Source organism: Anabaena sp. CCY 9910 (assembly GCF_963920875.1).
Taxonomy (GTDB): Bacteria; Cyanobacteriota; Cyanobacteriia; order Cyanobacteriales; family Nostocaceae; genus Trichormus; species Trichormus variabilis.
On sequence record NZ_CAWUDJ010000007.1, the window covers coordinates 185,384 to 205,410 of the forward strand.

Sequence of the window (20,027 nt, forward strand, 5' to 3'; positions counted from 1 at the left end):
TCCTTACTGTCACCCTTTAGATACACACGAACTGTATAGTTACCACTCTGTGACAAACGAACGTTTCCGTCGTTACCCGATATTGAGCTGTTATAAATTGCCCGATCTGTGCTGCCTGGTGGGAGAATGTTGAAGTATGCTGATCCTTTGGTAATCAACGAAACCGACATCCTCTGCCCTGCCCGCGCATTCAGAACATAGTCGTGGTAGTGGTTGCCCGTGATCGAAGACCGCATAAAAGTGTTATCGTTGCCAGAGGAAAACCGTACTGTCGTATGAGCCTGAGCTAACGACGGTGCAGTGAAGCTAAATGTGAGCGATGTGGTGATAACCGAGGCGGCTAAAACACTACGAATAAGAGTCAAGGCAGAGTTTTCCATGTGATAGTTTCTCCAGTGCAAGCAATTCATTGTTTATTGTTCTAATTAATCAGCAAACCGTTCAGCTTAATTAAATTACCTGAAGCAAAAGTATTAATCTTCAAATTTGAAGATTGGTACTATGTTGTTGATGGTATTCAAATCTATCTAAATCTATGTTGATTTTTGTTTTATCGTTCTACCTTTAGTATTTATTTGGACTTACTTCGATTTTTCGCCTATTAGCTAGTGTCGAAGAGAGCAATGCGATCGCGTCTGCACCAACACGAAATCTTTACGCCACCGATGGAGCGAGTTTTCAACTGCGAAGATATGGGTTTTGTTTTTGTCTTGACGAAACCCAACAATACAGCAAACTAGAAACGAGTTCTGCTGCCGCCCCAATCGCCTGATTCGCAGTCGCCCCGAAACTTTTCAATCCCATCTATGGCAATCCTGCCGCTACGCCGGTCGATATTGACTCGCGGTTTATTTAGCGCGTTCATCCGGTATTTTCCCGTAATGCGATCGGGCGAAACCTGAAGGTCGTCGAGCGTCCACCATCCATTATTACCGCCTGAATTGATTGGCGCGATGAGCTTTCCAGTCAGATGGATTTTTCCCTGTGTATCACGAATTTCGACCTGAACTTCGGAATCGAAGTCGCTAGTCGTTGACTCTATGCGATTACTCAGTTCGTAGCGATGGCGGCGGTCATCCCATTCATATCCATAGCGATTTGCGACAGACGGTTTGCGACCTTCACCATAGCAGATCAGCGTCAGACTTTGGCGCGACGAGCTGCCATTGTGATTGTCAGATGTGCGCTGTTCTTGCAGGTAGCTATTGATCGCTGCCTGGGCTTTACGAATTTCTGTTGAATTACAGGATCGACCTTGTTGAAGGATCTCTCCTTGAGGGTTAAAAAGGACAGTACAGCCACTTCCCGATCTCATACCAGTCACACTTAGATTACCGTTGTCTAAAGTGTCAATCACTGCTTGAGCGTTAACAGGATGAGTGACTGTCAGAGTTAATAAACCCAGAAAAGTAGGGGCTAATATTCGCAAGCTTTTCATTAGTTGCATAGAGCCTACATGAATTTGTTTGGAAACTTTACCATAGATAATTTCGCCAGTGTCAATCGGTTTAGACACAACAACGCGATTAGATTATCTGTCGCAGTGATGCCAATCAACGTAAAAGATGTTTTGATAGCGGCCATTTGAGGTAACGATTTCTACGCACTTACCTGAGTTGCCTTCAACCCAGAATGAAGCAACAGAAGTATTTGACACTCTTTCGTTACGGCGATAGGTATATCCCCTCTGCCGCACTTCACGTTCTGCTTGACCAGCCCTCGCTCCTACTAGGTCTGACAAAGGTCGGGAAGACGAATTGCCTGTATTTTGAGGACGTTTCCTATCTCCGCGATCGCAATCTGCTGTAGTTCCGGTATCAACCAGAGAGACGTAGCGACCTTGTTCTGTCCTCACACTAATGCACCGACCTGTTCTAGTTTGAGTCCAATAGCTATAAGTAGAATCATCAGATTTCTCAGCCCAGCGAAACCTATAGCCCCGTTGTTGGAGTATGGCTTCTCCATCTCGTCCGCGAACATTCACTAAATCTTGAATTCCGCGAACGGGATCTCCAGCATTTTGAGCCTGGGCATTGAGGGCGAGCGTGATGATTAGGGAACTCACGATGATCGGAATTAAACGGTTTATTCTCATGTTGTTTTCTCAAGAGTGCAAATAATCTTAGGAATCATTACAAATTGGATTGCTTTAACCTAAAGCGCCCCTTCATTGGTATCAGAGAAGAAGTAGTTGTAAAACTCAGTCCCCGTCTTTTTATTAATCACCACAACCTGCTTAGTACCTCGGTTATAGATGACGCGCACCTGCTCGTTTTCGCCAATGAATGTATTGCCAGATGTCCGCTCCAGATAGCCGTGGAAGAGAAATTCGCCCTCCGTGATTTGGATAACGATTGTATTTTTGTCCAGTACTGTCATGTAGGTGACAGGTTCAGAAGATTGGGAAATGATCATAGAAACAGGTTCAAAGCTTTGAGCTTGGGCAGAGCTAAACAGCCCCTCCATGCTCCAGAAAAGATTACCAGCAGTAATAAAACAAAGAGCAACGAATTTTTTATTGATACTTTTCATGGCGATTATTCAAAGGGGATTTAAAAGCTTCATACAAAAACAAGCAAATTAAGTAAAAAACATTATGATTTTGCCTTCGATTTAATAGATAAAATGAAAGCACAAAAAATTTTAACTAGGAATAGTGATTATAGATGAATGGGAAATTTTTAAGCTGATTTGCAGAAGTATTTGACCTAGAAAGCATTGAAAAACTAACATATTTTCTAAACTTTAATTCTTGACATAAATGATATTTATTAAACAGAATGAATTCTGTTTGACTGGCATATGAATAATCGGCATTTTTGCACCTTTCTTGTATGTCCAAAGCACAATGGCTTTCATTTGCGTTGTCAGCTTCTTCGACAGTAACCTCGACAAATCAAACTCTTAATTTAACAGCATATTGTAGGAAATAATTGGCACTGCACTTAAATCTTTCATATTTTCTTATTTACTTCAAGCGCAGATAAATCAGTTAACCTAATTTGCCCGTAAATTAGCTGAAAACACTCGTGTATAGTCTGTAGTTTTGACAATGGAATGGTTGAGCAAAGGTGTACTCATTTATAAATTTTGTATTTTTATATACATATATTGAATACTCGCTTACGTATACATCTAAAGATTTTTTAATACTGTTTTATTTTGCCACGACTGAAAAATCAATTAAGATTTTTGCAGTTCAAAAACCTCACTTACATCAGTTAAGGGGTAGTATATATCTGTTAATATCTAGATTAGAGCAATTAAAACATCAGATACATCATGTAAGTCTAAAAGAACGCTTTTAATCAAAATCAATATGGAAACAACTGAAAAATTTCATTTAGAGATGAAAGCAGACAAAAATAAATCACTGCGAAAAAGAGGAGCAGTTCTGACTGCTGTTGGGTTGAAGAGATTGCAAACTGCAATTTTAGAAGAAGAGAGACAAAAAAGAGGAAGTAAACGTTTTACCCAAGTAGAATTAAGTGAGCGTATTGGAATTTCTACCTCTAGTTTAAGCCGTTTATGGTCTTTGAATTCGAGGATAGATCCGCGTACCTTGCGAAGCTGCTTTAGTGCTTTTGATTTAGTGTTGCATGAAGATGACTATACCCTCTATGATACCAATGACATTGATTTTCACCAGGAATATTCCCAAGAACAACGACAACTGATAGATCGAGATTTATCTGAAAATTCAGCTAATGCAGATTTATTACCAGAAAGTGAATTGTTGGGGAAACAACAAACAATCACACCAAATACTGCACCATCTCAAATTGTTTCCGTCTTTCTCGGTGAAGAGAAAATTAAGAGTGAAATGACACTCAATAAACAGAGAAATTACAATGATGTAACAAAAATTAGTGAATATATAAAATATCCCTGCGCTCCTTTATCTTTAGATTCTAAATTGTATATTTCTCGTCCTCCATTAGAAGAATTAGCATATCAAGAAATCACGCAACCGGGATGTGTCATTCGCATTCAAGGTTGTCGAGGCATAGGTAAAACTTCTCTAATGTTAAGGATTGTAGCTCATACCAGAATGTTAGGGTATGAAACTGCAAAAATCAATATCGCTCAAGTTGATATTGATGTTTTGCGAAAACCTCAATTATTCATGCAATGGTTAGCTGCTAGTATTGCTCGTCAATTAGGCAGGGAATTTAATGTCGATAAACATTGGGATGAAGAAATAGGTAGTAAACTCAGATGCACTCTTTATCTAAGAGAATGTCTGCTTGCACCTTTAGAAAAACCTTTACTATTAGTATTAGACGAAGTTCAGCATATTTTTGAATATCCCGATCTAGCCAACGAATTTCTCCCTCTTTTACGTTCGTGGCAAGAAGAAGCGCAACAAGATGAAGTATGGACAAAGCTGCGTTTGGTGATTGTTTATTCAACAGATGTTTATCTTTCTATTGAAATTAATCAATCTCCTTTTAACATTGGGCTACCATTGAAATTATCAGAATTTACTTCTGAGCAAGTAATTGAGTTAGCAAACCGCTATGGAATTGATTGGCAACAAAACAAGCAAGTGCAGCAATTAATGGAATTAATCGGGGGACATCCAGCATTACTAAATATTACTCTTTATCACCTGCTGTATCATAACTTAACCTTAAAAGAAATTTTGCAAACAGCAATCACAGAAGTAGGAATCTATCGTCAACATTTACAAAATTTATTAAATAAATTACAAAAAAATACCCAATTATTAGATACTATAAAAATCTTTTTAACAAAAGATAAAAATATCGATTTAGATATGTTAACTGCCTACCAATTAGAAAATATGGGGTTAATTCAAGTGCAACAACAAAAATGGGTAATTAGTCGCCAATTATATCGAGACTTCTTTAAAAAATATCTGATGTCGTAATTAAACAAAGTTCAGCAAATTATGATTTGCTATTATGAACAAAAGCATTTATAAAGTTGGTGGTTGTCTGAATGCTAATGCTGCTAACTATGTTAATAGACAAGCAGATATTGAGCTTTATACAGCCCTGAAAGCAGGGGAATTTTGCTATGTATTCAACTGTCGTCAAATAGGCAAATCTTCACTACTGGTACATACCAAGCAACGATTACAAAATGAAGGCTTTAGTTGTGCTTACATTGATATTACGCAGATACGCAGCCAAGAACTCACCCAAACACAATTTTATAAAGGGATAATTGTCCGCTTGCTGCATAGTTTTGGATTAGCTAAGAAAATCGATTTTGCAGCGTGGTGGCAAGAACAAACTGAGTTTTCACTCATTCAACGCTTGGGGAATTTTATCGAAGAGATTTTGTTAGTCAATCTGAGTAACAATCGGATTTTGATTTTCATTGATGAAATTGATAGTTTGCTGCAATTAAGCTTTGGCATAGATGATTTCTATGCGTGGATTCGGGCTTGTTATCAACAAAGAGTCCATAATCCTGAATACGAACGACTGGGTTTTGCTTTATTTGGGGTTGCAACTCCCTCTGATTTAATTCAAAATAAACTCAAAACACCTTTTAATATTGGTGTTGCTATTAATTTAGAAGGGTTTACATTAGCAGAGGCTCAACCTTTGGTAGTGGGATTAGAGCAAGTTGTGAACAATCCCCAAAGGGTATTTAAAGAAATTATTGCTTGGACTAATGGACAGCCATTTTTAACGCAAAAATTATGTCAGTTGGTGGTAATAACCAAGCAAAAGCATCACAGCCAAGGGATGAATCTAGAAAGTAGCAACGGCAAAACTAGCCCACCTTTGGAGATTACACCAGGTAAGGAAGCAGATTGGGTAGAGAGTGTAGTGCGATCGCAAATCATTAACAATTGGGAATCTCAAGACGAACCAGAGCATTTACGCACAATTCGCAATCGCCTGCTTTACAATACTCAACGCATTAGTAGATTACTGGGTATCTATCAGCAACTTTTACAAGCTATTCCTGTAGCAGCCGACGACAGTCGAGAACAGATAGAACTGCTGCTTTCTGGTTTGGTAGTTAAATATCAAGGATATCTGCAAATCCGCAATCGCATATATCAAGACGTTTTTAATCGGGAATGGGTAGAAGCACAATTAAATCAACTATGTCCCTACTATGAAACAGTATCAGCTTGGATTGCTTCTCAAAAACAGGATACATCCCGGCTTTTACGGGGACAAGCTCTAATTGATGCCCAAAAGTGGGCGCAAAACAAAAGCCTCAGCGATTTAGATTACCAATTTCTTGCCGCCAGTCAGGATGCAGAACAGCAAGAAATCCGGCGGCAATTTGCGGCGCAGCAAGAAAGCGAAAGGTTCTTTCGGCAACTAGCAGAAGCAATGCCCCAGATGGTATGGATTGTAGAGCCAGATGGTAGACTATCTTATACCAACCAGCACTTAAGTACCTTTTTGGGGCGATCGCATTCAAAGGTGACGGACTGGAAAAGCCTAGATTTGGTTCATCCTGAAGATCGCCCCAATAGCCTTGTCGCTTGGAAACATTCCCTAGAAACTAACTCACCTTATGAAGTGCAACTGAGAATACAAGATGTCGCGGGAAACTATCGCTGGTTTCTCAATCGGGCGATTCCGATCAAGGATGGAAGCGGACAGGTAATCAAGTGGTTTGGCACCAGCACCGACTTAGATGATTTGAAACGACAAGAAGAATTCCGGCGACTGCAAGAAGTTGAAAAGCGACTGCAACAAGAAAAACGTGCCAGTCGCTTGCAAAAGTGGTTACTGGGGACTGTTAGTATTGCCTTTGTTATCGCCAGTTCTCTAGGAATGTATGCCTTTGCTCAAAGACATCAAGCCACTCTCCGAGAAATTGAAGCGATCGCTAACGTTTCGGAAGCTCAGTTTGCCTCTGGGAATCGATTAGATGCTTTAGTCAGTGCCATCAAAGCCCAGACTCGATTGAGCAAATTGTCGGATGTGCCTGCTGAGTTACTTACCAAAGTAGATCGAGAATTGCGCCGTGCCACCTTTCAAGTCATTGAACGCAACCGCCTAAACGGTAAACAGGGAAAAGTGCGGAGTATTGCCATCACTGCCGACGGACAGACAATCGCTGCTGCTCACCAACGCGGTAAGATTACTCTGTGGAAAAGCGATGGCACATTGGTAAAAGTATTTAGCGGTCACAAAGGAGAAGTCTTTGATGTCACCTTTACTCCCAAAGGCGATAAACTAATTTCGGCTGGGCAAGATGGCACTGTGCGACTGTGGAAGTTGGACGGTACACTGGTTAAAATACTCAACGGACATCAAGATTCGGTGCGATCGCTAGCCGTCAGCCCTAACGGACAATGGATTGCCTCGGCTAGTAACGACAAGACAGTAAAACTTTGGCGCATCGACGGCAGCTTGATTCGTACTTTTAAGGGTCACAGCGATGCAGTTTCAAAGGTGGCATTTAGTCCTGTTGATGCTAACATCCTAGCCTCGGTCAGTGATGATAATACTCTCATCCTCTGGAATCTAGAGGGTAAGAAAATTCGGACACTGAATAATCCCATCGTATCCAAAAAAGGCAAAAACCGTTTGATGAGCGTCACCTTCAGCCCTGACGGACAAACTCTGGTAGCTGGAGACTGGATTGGTAATGTTATCTGGTGGACTGCCACTGGCACTTTATTGGAAACTGCCACAGAACACGACAGCAGCGTGGTGACTCTCGCCTTTAGCCCCGATGGACAAACCCTCGCTTCAGCTGGTTGGGATAACACAATTAAGTTTTGGAACAGTGATCGAACTGTCAATCAAACTTTGTATGCCCATATTAACGGTACATGGAAAGTAGCTTTCAGTGCTGATGGTCGTCGTTTGATTTCCGGTGGCGAAGATGACTTGGTGCGGCTGTGGCAACTGCAAAGCGAGATTCTCACAGTATTGCGGGGTCATCGTGCCTCTGTTTGGCACACGCCCATTAGCCCTGATGGGCAAACAATCGTTTCCTCTAGTGCTGACGGCACCATTAAGCTGTGGAATCGAGCCGGACAACTGCTCAACACCTTAACCCCGCCACCAGGACAGGTTTGGTCGGTGGATATCAGCCCAGACGGGAAGGACATCGCCGCAGGTAGCGATGATGGTTCCTTGACTTTATGGACGATGCAGGGAAAACCCTTAAAAACCATCTCAGCCCATAACGCAACAGTGCGGGATGTGATGTTTAGTCCCGACGGGCTAGAAATAGCTTCCATCAGTTGGGACGGCACAGCCAAACTCTGGAAGCGGGATGGCACTTTCATCCAAACCCTGAGTGAGTCCCTACCTAAAAACCGCGATCGCCTCAATGCTGGAGCATTTAGCCCCGATAACCAATGGTTAGCGATCGGGGGTCGAGATACGTTGCTTCGCCTCTGGCATCGGGATGCAAACGGGAAGTTTCCATCTCAGCCGCAATTTACCCTGAAAAGTCATAACGAGACTATTTGGGATGTCGCCTTTAGTCCTGATGGAAAGTTTGTTGCTACAGCCAGTGAGGACACAACAATTAAGCTGTGGTCGTTAGAAGGTAAATTAATTCGCACCGTTCCCGCCCACACAGATCGGGTAAATGGTATCACCTTCATTCCCCCCCATTCTGGACTCCCCGACAACTGGGGTACTGTCTTGGCCTCTGCTGGTTGGGATAATAAAGTAAAACTGTGGTCGCTAGATGGCATCCTCCGCGCTACTCTGGAAGGACATGAAGACCGAGCATTAAATGTTGCGTTTTATCCTGCTACTAAAATTAGAGGCGCACTATTAGCATCTGCTGGATTGGATGATGTAGTGATTCTCTGGCAACTTAATCGGGTTTTAGATAGTAAGCAGGTATTACACTCTGGTTGTATATGGATAAAAGATTATTTGCAATTGCATCCAGATTTAGGAGATTATCAGTCTCTTTGTCCGGTGGAAAAACATTGAACCAATTTGAGTATTTCTCAGTTGGGTGAATCTTTTTTAACTTGGGTGTTGAGATACTAAAAGAATTTTTAAGAGCTAATGAATTATCAGTAGACAGCCAGATTGATTGTCAAGAAGAAGACACACCATTGCAGCATCCTTTTTACTGGGGAGCCTGGATTTGTCAAGGAAATATAGAGCCACTAACAGTTAGAGCAGTTTTTTCCCCAAATTCGATACGTAGCCTCGTTTAATAAGAATGAGTTGGCGATCGCTAATTTTCGGTATGATAGCTCTATAAGTTGTCACCCGTGCATTATTCAAATCCTCCTTATGATTGCAGCCAAAACACCCACTAGAAGACACTGGGAACTGTTTGAAGTTTACAAAGCTGAGGTTGCTATCAAAATGGAGCCTGAAGAGTTCCTAAAACATTGGGCTGTCAACTACGAAGAACTTGCCGAATTATGTGGTCGTTCTAAAAGCACGGTAGCTCATTGGTTTTCTCAAGGTGAGCATCGTAGGGAACCCTCAGAATCTGACAAACGCCGACTAGCAGAAATTCATGCTTTGTGGACTCAATTTGAAAATGAACCTGCCCACCTCAGAGAAATATGGGCGAGAAAACGACGGCGCAAACATAACACAAACTTTAATGATTAGTTGTCACTGGTGCATTATTAAGTTGTCATGGTGACAACATGGGTTTTATTGTGTGTCATAGCTATTCCCACCTCACATAGGTGAATTATGATTACTCAAAGCTTTTTATCTAACGTCGAAGAATCAAATGCAGCAACCAATAGTCCAAGCGAGTTTCAGACTGTGCAAGGTAAAGAACCACTTAAACATCTGTTGATTGGTTCTTCTAAAGCCGTTACTAGCACAATTCACTACTTGCAGGTTATTGGCTATGCAAATGTTGGGGATTGGAGTCCTTTACTACCTAGCTCTAATCCTGGTGAAGTTATGAGTATTTTGAATAGACCTATTGCAGTGCAATAAGCACAGTTACTTCGTGTAACTAAAAATTGACCCCCTAGAGGGGTCAATTTTTTAGCTAAATTTTTGTTTGCTTTGTGTGCGATCGCAGTAAAGATAAACTCTAAAGTATTACTGCGATCCAATAAAGTCCATGAGTTATTTTATGGTTAAGGTTGGAAAGGCAACAAATCCTGTAACTCTACAAAATTTAGTTGTTCCAGTTGCACAAGTCGTTGGTCAACAAGTTCCATAAATTGCTGAAAATGTGGACAACCATAACATACCTTGTCATGACCAGGAACAGTACACTGACAGATGTGATTGGCAATAATTTCCTTGAAGTAATAGTTGCATCGAATACAATAGCAAACACGCTTTTCCTGGCTCTGGTGGGGAGTTAGAAATCCTGGAGAGTGGCATTTAGGACAGTTAGGTTTACTTAAATCTTTAGGCTGCCACTCCTTCAAAACCAGTTGTGAAGCAACTTGAAACCTCAACTGTTTCAGCCGCAGAAGTTCAATCGCATTCATGTTAATTCTCCAGTTTTACAGCAGGAGTGTTTTTAAACACAATGGATTCAACTTGACCATCACGAATAAAAATCCTGTTTACGATGCGGCGGTATATCTGAACCTTCTCATTATTAGACAGAGTTCTCCAAACACCCAAGTTGTTTCCTATTAGAATAATTTCCTCAACAGTCTTGTCCTCAAGACGTTGTGATTGGAAGAAATTTATTTCCTCCTCAATTTGGCGTTTTAAATCTGCCTTGAGTTCTTCCGCACCTGGGCTAAACCCCGGAAACTGCTCTAAAAAAGCAAGCTGTCCCTCCATCTGTTGCAACCGCTCAGTTTTAAAGGGAAGCACTTGGGCGGTATTGTCCTGCTTCTGAGTCAGATTTTGGGATTTTTTCAGTAATGTTGTAATCAGTGCCTCTTCAATGTCAGATTGAAGAACGTTTTTGGAGTTCTTGCAACCAATACCAGCGTGTCGGCAGGCATAGTAACGATACTGATAAGAGGAAGTATACACTCCCTTATGAGTACACCGAGAACCACATTCCCCGCAATAAACTAACCCAATTTGATAAGCATAGGGGCGATATCCTTCTTGACGGTGCGTAGTTCCAAATGCTCCGCCGCACATTTGAATGTTGGCTTGAATGATATGCTGAATTTCTTCAGCTTCCCCATCTCTTAAAAGCCGTTGGTCGGGATGAGTGTTGCGTATAATCTGCCACTGATCACGGGGCTTGCGCCTTCTTTTGCCATCAATAGATTGCTCGTACTTGCTATAGCTAGTATGTCCATCCAGAACAGGATTTTGAAGCCACAGCGAAAAACCGGGTTTACTCCAGTGAAAAACTTTGTCTGTGCCATTAGACTTCGCTTTAGTCTTGCAAATCCCATATTTTTCAAAAATTTTCTTGAGTGCAGGAGTCACACCTTTTACTTGCAGAAAAATTTCAATACAGTCCCTAGCAATTTCAGCTACTGTTCGATGAGGTAAATCGTAGATTGTATTTTCATTTATGGAATTAGAGTAAAAATCTCGATAGTTTTCGGGTCTGTCAGTCAATAAACAGAGAAAAGGAGTTACATCCAAAAAATATTTGCGTTCAATCACAATCAAACCAAACGGGCAAGAACCATTAGCCCAACCTTGTTTTCGTTGGTGTTCTTTACCACGTTTTATCCGCTCTGAAAGTAAATCTACTTCCCATTCAGCTAGTAGACCTAACATATTCAGCATGAGTTTACCTTGTGGTGTACTCAAATCTAATTTTTGGTCAAGAATCACCAAGTTGACATCATATTTCTGAAGGATGTCAACAATTTTTCTCAGGGTAGGTAGAGAGCGTGTTATGCGATCTATTCGAGTAATAATGACTTTCCGAACTTTCCTCGCTTCCACAAGCCGAATTAATTCTTGATACTGAAGACGTTCGTCCTTCTTGCCTTTTTCAACATCACAAAGAATATACTTTGCTCCAGCATCCTTCAATCTAGCAATTTGTTGTTCTAAAGCATTTGTGTTTTCGGCTTGTTCGCGGGAAGAGACACGGGCATAACCAATGTCCAATAGTTCCATCTCTTCCTCAAGATTTAAAGTAGAATTAAGTGATTGACTAGCTAATTCTACCATCTTTTTTGTGCATAATCCATTTGATTTGAGTATGCACAAAAACCGAGGATAAAGATTAGAAAATAACCAAAATTTTCTTTTAATATTGAGGCTGTAAAAATTATTGATTAACCTATGAATGCTTACAAAATTGATAGCTTGAAGACAGAAGTAGCGAATTTGTAATTGAACAGATAACTGTTTAGGGCAAAGTGAGTAGGACATGAGTTTGTTCTCTTTGTCAAAAATTTACTTGACAAGGAATAACAAAATTATTCAAGAAAATACAAATAAATTTGAAGTTGTAAATAAATATTAAGAATAGTACCACCGAATATATCCCAACGGATCAACATCCCCTTGAATAGGTAGAGGTCTGTTTGTAACCTGTTTACCGTTCAATTGCTTTTTATAAGGTTTTCCACTTCGCCAATCAAACTCATCTACAAAAAGTTCTTTACCTTCTTGCATAGCAGTAATGTAGGCTTCTAAATAAGGTTCTAGATGATTATTGTATTTAGAATTTTTGTGCATTTGTGCTTGCATTGCCAATACCCAGTTATTATTCCAAGAGTTTGTTTGTTTTAAATAATCAAGGTATTCTTCTTTCCTCTTACAGTAGCCAGCATTATCAGGTGATGATTCTTTCCAGATTGTTTCTTTGAGTAAATAAATTCTGGTTGAAATATTGTCCCTTTGTATTTGTTTTGTCATCCATTGCCAATCTTTGTTACATGGGTCTAATTGCCATCTAATTAGAAAATACTGTTTGAGTATTTCAATAAAAAGTTCTAAGGGCTGATTGAACGGATAGCTAATTTTATTTTGTCTTGCCCATGTTTTAATAATTCGCTGGCCCCTAACTAAAATTCGGAACAAGGCAATATCTATATTTCTCGTTAGTTTAAGATATTGGATGATGCTTTGTGGTAGCCGGTTATTAATAATACCTCCTTCTTCTAGTGGGTCTTGTATTATTCCCAATAGTTGATGAGCGAAGGTGACTCCTGCTGCTTGCCAATAGTAATGTAATGTTTTGAGCCAATAGCCTTGGTTTTGGTTCTTGGGTATGACAGGAGCATTTAGAGGAATATCACCAATAGCTTTTGCAATCTTGAAAAATTGTTTCCCTTTGTATGTATCAGGAATGTACACAGGGGTATGCGGAATCCATCGGCGCTCAATTCTTAAACGCTCATCGTCTTTTCTTGCGTACTCAAGCCATTCCTGTGTTAACTGTTTGATCAATGGATGCTGTTGCTTTATATCAGAACAGAGGGACAGCAGATATTCTGGAATCAGGATTAGTGGGAGTTCTTGTAATGCTTTGTCGTGACGAATAAATCTCTCTGTTAAGGACTGTAATTCACTATCGCAAAAGTTTTTGTCTGGCCAAGGTAACGGGTAATAATGCTTGAACATGCTTCGTAACCCACAATTTTACCTACCCAGTGTAATTCATCCACAAATTGACTGGTTTTTTATAGTGACGTGTTTAGTAGCAATTCACTAACTATTTTTTCCTTCATCATCTTGCATTAAGGCATTCATATGTGTTTTTTAACGTTATCTGATTAACTATAGCCGTGTGTAATTATTTCAATACTAACTTTTATTTAGAATTTTTAAGTAATATTAAGTAGATGGACATAGACATTGAAAAACTTGAGAGTTTTTTAGGGGGTGCTGTGGCCTGAACTCCTTTAAACTTAGTTAATACCTTACATATAGTGCAAAAATTATAATTGATATTTTTACTTAACATATTTTTACAACTTCATATTGATATATAGATTGGAGATTTTTGAGCTTATTTTGATAAGTGGAATCAATAGTGAATTTGCATATAGATAGCTTGGCAAAATTCAAGATAAGACATTTTGAAGCTAAGTTACTTGAGCATTTCCTATAACTTCTAAAGTTTCAAGAAATTTATTTTTCTATTTAAAAATCATGTATCTGAGAGATATGGGAGATTTAAGAGAATTTCCCTCTACTCAGTAAAAGTGACTATGCCTGTAAAGCCAAAGGAGCTTTTATGTCTTTTTCTTTTTGTAATAAGCATGTTCTTGCACAAAGGCTTGGGTACAGTGTTCACACTTTAAAAGCGATCCGGCAACGTGGTGATTGGCTCGAAGGAATTCATTACGTTCGAGAGAATTCCCGAACAATTCGCTACAATTTAGAGCTTTGCCTTAATTGGCTGGCAAATAAGCACAATCCAGACGCACACACGCAAGAAATTGCACGCTATTTGGCAAGTTTAGAAATCTCAATTCAAAGGTAGTCTCAATACTCTTTGATTAATTTTTTTCAGACTCACTACAAGAATAGGACTTGCAATGGATGAAATCAATAAAGAAGCGATTACTGCTACTAACAGCGATCGCCAAAGTAAAAACAAATTTTCTGTTCACAATTCTAACAGCATTAACACAATAACGCCTCAGCAACTTCTTCAGGATTTGAAATTGATACCTAAAGATTGGGCGCTGGTTCCCGTGGGTAATAATAAAGCTCCATTGGCTAATAACTGGCAAAATACTCCTCTGAAATTACAGGACTTTGAAGCAGCAGTAGAAACTGGAATCTTCAAACACCTGACAGTAAAAACATATGACGGCAACATCATTAATCCACCTGGAAACAGGTGGAGTGCAGTTGGCGTTCTTTGCGGAACTTCATCAAACGGGTTACTGTTTGTTGACCATGATGGGGCAAGTTGTGACGACCTAATTCAAAAACTTTCAGAACAGTCTCTTGAAACGGCATTACCTAAAACCGTTACCCTAACCTCAGGTAGAGAAGGACGTTATCAGGCTATTTATCGAGTACCTGAAAAGTATTGGGGAGCGATCGCTACCAAAAAAATCAAAACAGATATTAAAGGAGAAGATGGTAAACCCGAACAACTAGAGTTTCGTTGGGATGGTTGCCAATCTGTTGTTGCCGGATGTCACCCTGTTACAGGAGCTTATCAATGGTTGCCCGGTCGGTCTCCTGCGGAATGTGATATCGCAGAAGCTCCTTTATGGATGATTGAGCAAATGCTGAAGAATAAACCTCCGCATCAACTCACTCAGTTAAAATCCAAAACCTTGGGTAGTGTACAAACATGGACTGACAAGGATTGGGCTTTGTCATTCCTTGGTGCCATTCCTCCAACAGAAGACTACGATACCTGGCTTAAAGTTGGAATGGCTCTACACTCTGTTAGTCAAGAATTGTTACCTGAATGGGACAATTGGAGTCTAGGTGCTACGAACTATGAGGTAAATGCCTGTGCAAAACATTGGGAATCTTTTGAATCTGGTAATGGTATTGGAATAGGCACATTGGGATCATTCGCTCGACAGAATAGTTGGCAATCTCCATTTGGTATTAAACGAAGTAATAACAAAGATAATCTACAGTCTTTATCACCATGCTTTGAAGAATCAGAAGACACAGAGGAACTAGCGCAAGAGGTTCAAAGCCTTCTTGAACTAACTAAAAAATCTGCACCTGTTCAGTCATTACTTTCTTCCCGCCTAACTGATCCATTAACGTGCCTAGCCAAACAATTCAATGTTCCGATTGAAACTTTTATTGGGGTTTTATTACCTGTTGCAGCTTCTTTATTAAAGGTTAGTACTTGTATCGAAATTGATTCTGCTACAAACTTCTACCCACCTGCAATTCTGTGGATGGGTTTGGTTGGTGAAACAGGGGCGACAAAATCACCGATTCTCAATAGCATACTGAATCCGCTTGAGAAATTGCAGGCAGATGCTGAAGACGCTTATCAACGTGATTCAGCACAATATAGACAGGAATTAGCTCAATGGCAGAAACTTTCCAAAGATAAGAGAGGGGATATGCCTACTGAACCAATTCCGCAAGAATATTACCTTCAAGATATAACTTCAGAGGCGATTGCTGATTGCCTGAGCAAGCAACCAAATCGAGGAGTTATTGTTGCAGTCGATGAATTAGCAGGATTATTTGCTGGGTTCAATCAGTATCGTCCCCAAGGCAAAGGTAATGATCGCCAAAAATGGCTATCTGCTTATGATGGTAAACCCATCAAAATTAACCGCAAAACTGTCCCTAGAGTGTTGATATCTCGTACATCTGTAAGTGTAGTAGGAACAATCCAACCCTGTGTTTTGCGAAGGCATATGGGCAACTTGGAGGAAGACGACGGGTTTTGGCCTAGATATATGTGGATTCAGTTACCATTAACAGAAATGCCACCACCTGGTAATGAAACAAGCCATAACCTCTCTTTAGTGCTTCAAAATCTTTACAAGAACTTAGAAAACTTGTCGCCTAAGACTTACCAACTAAATCAAAATGGGCAACAAGTTTGGAAAAAATGGCATTGTTGGTGTGAAAAGCAGAAAGTTTCTGAACCAAATTCTGCATTGAGAGCTATTTATCCAAAAGCAAAAGAAAGGGCAGCTAGAATTGCTCTTATCGTCCATTGTGTGAATGCTGCTGTTGATAATCGCATACCGGAAACTATCGTACCAAACGAAACATTAGAGGCAGCGATCGCATTTACAAACTGGTTGATTGGTCAAACTCGCCTGATCTATGCTGACTCTGGCATAACAATTAATCGAGATTCATCAACAATTACCCGATTTGTAGAACGGTTTAGGGGAGAGAGTTGGATTGCGGCAAGGCAAGTTACTCACTGGTCATCAAGCCGCGAAAAACTAACTGCTGATGCAGCTAGAGCATTCATGAAACAGGTTGTCGATTTGGGTCATGCAATTGATAATCAACAGTCTGGTAGAGCTTACAAAATCCTAATTAAAGATGACCCTGGTAATACTGGTAACAATGTACCTTAACTACTTTTTGCAATAGACTTTGAAGCTCGTCATAAAAGTGGTAACAAACTGGTAACGAACAGGGATAAAAGGCTTAAATGCCTTAATAGAAACACATCTGATGATGGTAACAATGCTCATCAATGAGATTTAGCAATAAGGAGTATTCTGTTACCTTCGATTTCTCTAGTTTCAACCTAACTGATATCCAAGAGTACAGCGAGTATAGGCAAAGGTTGTTACCCAATAGTTACCGAATTTGTTACCGCCCTAGAATATTCTCTGCCAAATAACACACGATATTTTGTTACCAAGTTACCAACTTTTTAATTTTTACGTAAGTGGTTGTTGGGTTCGTTATCGTGTTCAAATTTAAGCTCATAGTCTGAAAGGTCTGCTTTTTACCTATTCAAAAATTTAATAATTACTACGAACCTTGCCGAAAAATCGATTTTGCGAATTCAAGTAGTTAATTCCCTTCAAGATATTAGTGGCAATTGTCTTAATTATTTTATCTGTAGGTAATTTAACTATCGCGTGTCATTAAAAGTCGTACTTCACCAGTAGGAGAACTTTTTATGAACACTGTTTTGTAAATCAGTAAAGTGTCACTAACCACAGGAGTTGAGGTGTAATGACTATTCGTGAGGATTTGAGAAAAGCTATGCTAGATTATGCCCATAGAAAGGGGCTTACACCTTTAGTACAACCTGAAGAATTTTGCCATTTGACACTAGAACATGATCAACCAATGCCCGAAAAAACTTTTGTTTCTGAACGGTATCCTGTTCAGCCCAAAAATCATGACGTGAAGCGACTAGCTTAAGTAATTCCTGGTTATTGAGATTTATTTGGTCTTGACTTTGGGTTTGTTGTTGTAACTGTTCAATTTGATTTCGTAATTTACGCATAGCTTCAGAAATGGCAGGGTTCACATTTCGTCTAGTATTAGTCAATGCTTCTAAATCCGCTAGCTGTATTCGTAAATCCTGCAATTCTGGTGACTCCTCCACAAAACCTACATTTGCAAACAGAGCAATTTCATCCGCTCTGCTTATTAAGGCTTCAATTACGGCATTTTCTAGTTTTTCTATTTTCACACTATGCTTACGCTCACATCGCCCTAAGCGAGTTCGCGCACAGACAAAATATTTAATTACTCCTTTAGAACCAGTAGCTACTACACAGCCGCCACCACACTCACATTTCACTAATCCAGTAAGAGGATATACCCCTCGACGATGCCCAAAACCCCCAACTTTACGGTTAAATTCTAAAATATCTTTAATTGTTTGTGCTTCTTCTCGGCTTATTAAGGCTTCATGGGTATTGGGATGAATCTCTGGATTCTTAGACTTAGGGTAATATACTAAATCACCTTGCAGTACAGGACTAGTAAGCCATCGTTTGAATGCGGTTTGCCAAAACTCTGAGTAACCATAACGATTTTGAAAGTATCGGCATCCCTCATTTAGAGATTTTTTCGTAATATAGTGTTCAATCAAATCCCTTGCCATACCTGCTTTAGAATACTCCTTTTTATCAGCTAGCAAACAGAGAAATGGTTCACGATTTGGATAGAGTCGATAGTCCCTCACTATGTACCCAAATGGTGCATGTGAGGCACGTTTCTCCTTTCGGAAATGCTCTTTACCTCGTCGAATACGTTCTGAAAGGCGATCGCTTTCCATTTCGGCAACGGCACCCAGCATATTGACATGAAACTTTCCAGCGGCCGTGGACAGATCGAGATTGTCATCCAACGCTAATAGTACACATTCTGATTCCTGAAACTCATTCAAAACTTTACGCAATGTAGGCAGCGAACGAGATAACCTATCAAGACGAGTGATAATAACTTGCTTCACTAATCCACCTCGAACCCACTGCATGAGTTTCTGAAAATTAGAACGTTGGTCTTCTTTGCCTTCACGTCCAGATTCAGTATCAGTTAATACTATCTCTGCCCCTGCTGCCTTAAGACGAGCTATTTGCTGATCTAATGCTGCCGAATTTTCTGCCTGTTCTCTAGACGAAACACGGGCATAGGCAACTACTTCGGGAATTTTAGCAATTTTGTCCTGACTGTTCACAAGCACCAATACTCACCCAACTGCTAGATAGTTTACCATCTAGCTCGCTATACCACTCTTTTTTCCAAATGGGGGCGTTATGTTTCAGGGTATCAATTGCATAACGACAAGCTTCAAATGCCTCACTACGATGGGGACAACCAATAGCTACTAAAACGCTGATTTGTCCTACCTGCAAACGTCCAATACGATGATGAATTACTACCCGATTGGCAGCAGGCCAAGCCGAGCGGATGTCTGCTGCTATTTGATAAAATACACGCAACGCCATTGGTTCATAAGCTTGATATTCTAAGGCAACTACGGGTTTTCCGTCAGTTTGATTGCGAACCATTCCACTCATTACTACTACCGCACCGTTAGCAGAGTCATCGGCTAGAGCGTAAATTTCTTCTAGAGATAAAGGTGCGAAAGTGATAGCAAAACTATCTTCAATTTTGGGTTTAATTGCAACAATGGGTGTAGATGGCAGCACTGATTCCATAGTCATAAAATATCAATTGAATATATAATTATTTATTACTATTACTAATTAGCAACTATCCAAATCTACAAATAATATAAGCCGAGCAACAAGAATTAATTCTTATGCTGGACTGCATTAATTGTTTTTAATAGTTGGTTAGCAGTGTATGGCTTCGATAAAAATGCTTGGATACCCATATTATAAGCTGCGTTGACTTTATCATGAGCAGCCAAGCCACTAACAGCAATTATTTTTACAAGAGGATTAATTTTTTGCAATGTCCGAATAGTTGTTAAGCCATCCATAGAGGGCATTACCATATCCGTCAACACCAAAGATATTTCGTCTCGGCGTTCTGCATATAAGGCGATCGCCTCAATTCCATCACTAGCTGTAATTGCTTTATAATTATAGGACTCTAGAGATGTTTTCGTAATATCTCTAATAGCAGCTTCATCATCAACAACTAAGATTAACTCTCCATTTCCTGGAGGTAATTCTAGCTCTGCTTCTTCTAAAAGCTCTTTGGTATCCTGAGCAGGTAGATACACTTTAAACTGGCTGCCTTCCCCCTCTTCTGTATATACATTAATAAAACGGCGTTGCTGAATAAGGGGATGAATTGATTTAGCTAGGTACAATTTGATACTTC

15 protein-coding genes are annotated in these 20,027 nt (G+C 39.9%); 6 read left to right on the forward strand and 9 right to left on the reverse strand.

What is annotated here, in order from left to right:
* Nucleotides 1-608: 608 nt before the first annotated feature.
* Nucleotides 609-740, forward strand: a complete 132-nt coding sequence (locus tag ACM5QX_RS08615) for a hypothetical protein (protein ID WP_414753180.1) — start codon at nt 609-611, stop codon at nt 738-740.
* Here the strand turns inward: ACM5QX_RS08615 and ACM5QX_RS08620 are convergent.
* The 3 genes from ACM5QX_RS08620 to ACM5QX_RS08630 all read right to left on the reverse strand — a co-directional run bounded on the left by ACM5QX_RS08620 (nt 737) and on the right by ACM5QX_RS08630 (nt 2,532).
* Nucleotides 737-1,516, reverse strand: coding sequence for a hypothetical protein (locus ACM5QX_RS08620; RefSeq protein ID WP_414753181.1), 780 nt, complete (start codon nt 1,514-1,516; stop codon nt 737-739). The two genes, ACM5QX_RS08615 and ACM5QX_RS08620, sit on opposite strands and share 4 nt — an antisense overlap.
* Before the next feature lie 15 nt (nt 1,517-1,531).
* Nucleotides 1,532-2,065: a hypothetical protein gene (locus ACM5QX_RS08625; RefSeq protein WP_414753182.1), complete on the reverse strand. Its 534-nt coding sequence runs from the start codon at nt 2,063-2,065 to the stop codon at nt 1,532-1,534.
* An 89-nt stretch (nt 2,066-2,154) separates the two neighbouring features.
* Nucleotides 2,155-2,532: a hypothetical protein gene (locus tag ACM5QX_RS08630; RefSeq protein ID WP_414753183.1), complete on the reverse strand. Its 378-nt coding sequence runs from the start codon at nt 2,530-2,532 to the stop codon at nt 2,155-2,157.
* A 787-nt stretch (nt 2,533-3,319) separates the two neighbouring features.
* Between ACM5QX_RS08630 and ACM5QX_RS08635 the strand changes: the two genes are divergently transcribed.
* The 4 genes from ACM5QX_RS08635 (at nt 3,320) to ACM5QX_RS08650 (ending at nt 9,893) form a co-directional block, all read left to right on the forward strand.
* Nucleotides 3,320-4,894 carry an AAA-like domain-containing protein gene (locus tag ACM5QX_RS08635; RefSeq protein ID WP_414753184.1) on the forward strand — a complete coding sequence of 525 codons (1,575 nt, stop codon included), beginning with the start codon at nt 3,320-3,322 and terminating at the stop codon, nt 4,892-4,894.
* 34 nt (nt 4,895-4,928) lie between these two features.
* Entirely contained in the window at nt 4,929-8,909 is a 3,981-nt protein-coding gene (locus ACM5QX_RS08640; RefSeq protein ID WP_414753185.1) for an AAA-like domain-containing protein, read from the forward strand.
* Between the two features lie 312 nt (nt 8,910-9,221).
* Nucleotides 9,222-9,551, forward strand: coding sequence for a hypothetical protein (locus ACM5QX_RS08645; protein ID WP_414753186.1), 330 nt, complete (start codon nt 9,222-9,224; stop codon nt 9,549-9,551).
* An 87-nt stretch (nt 9,552-9,638) separates the two neighbouring features.
* Nucleotides 9,639-9,893, forward strand: coding sequence for a hypothetical protein (locus ACM5QX_RS08650; protein WP_414753187.1), 255 nt, complete (start codon nt 9,639-9,641; stop codon nt 9,891-9,893).
* Nucleotides 9,894-10,039: 146 nt separating this feature from the next.
* Here the strand turns inward: ACM5QX_RS08650 and ACM5QX_RS08655 are convergent, their stop codons facing one another.
* From ACM5QX_RS08655 to ACM5QX_RS08665, 3 genes are all read right to left on the reverse strand, one after another.
* Nucleotides 10,040-10,402 (reverse strand): hypothetical protein, encoded by a 363-nt coding sequence (locus ACM5QX_RS08655; protein WP_414753188.1) that lies wholly within the window; start codon nt 10,400-10,402, stop codon nt 10,040-10,042.
* A gap of 1 nt (nt 10,403) precedes the next feature.
* A complete protein-coding gene (gene xisF / locus ACM5QX_RS08660) occupies nt 10,404-12,017 on the reverse strand; it encodes a fdxN element excision recombinase XisF (RefSeq protein ID WP_414753189.1) in 1,614 nt (537 codons plus the stop codon).
* A gap of 294 nt (nt 12,018-12,311) precedes the next feature.
* The gene (locus tag ACM5QX_RS08665; protein WP_414753190.1) at nt 12,312-13,418 is read right to left on the reverse strand and encodes a hypothetical protein; all 1,107 of its coding nucleotides are present in this window, start codon (nt 13,416-13,418) and stop codon (nt 12,312-12,314) included.
* A gap of 920 nt (nt 13,419-14,338) precedes the next feature.
* Here ACM5QX_RS08665 and ACM5QX_RS08670 point away from each other — a divergent pair.
* Nucleotides 14,339-16,837, forward strand: a complete 2,499-nt coding sequence (locus ACM5QX_RS08670; RefSeq protein WP_414753191.1) for a DUF3987 domain-containing protein — start codon at nt 14,339-14,341, stop codon at nt 16,835-16,837.
* Nucleotides 16,838-17,508: 671 nt separating this feature from the next.
* Here the strand turns inward: ACM5QX_RS08670 and xisF (ACM5QX_RS08675) are convergent.
* From xisF (ACM5QX_RS08675) to ACM5QX_RS08685, 3 genes are all read right to left on the reverse strand, one after another.
* Entirely contained in the window at nt 17,509-18,909 is a 1,401-nt protein-coding gene (gene xisF, locus ACM5QX_RS08675; protein WP_414753192.1) for a fdxN element excision recombinase XisF, read from the reverse strand.
* Entirely contained in the window at nt 18,884-19,393 is a 510-nt protein-coding gene (locus tag ACM5QX_RS08680; RefSeq protein WP_414753197.1) for a molybdenum cofactor biosynthesis protein MoaE, read from the reverse strand. The genes xisF (ACM5QX_RS08675) and ACM5QX_RS08680 overlap by 26 nt, the downstream gene beginning before the upstream one ends.
* Nucleotides 19,394-19,488: 95 nt before the next feature.
* Nucleotides 19,489-20,027 (reverse strand): response regulator (locus ACM5QX_RS08685; RefSeq protein WP_414753193.1); only part of this gene is annotated, 539 nt, incomplete at its 5' end.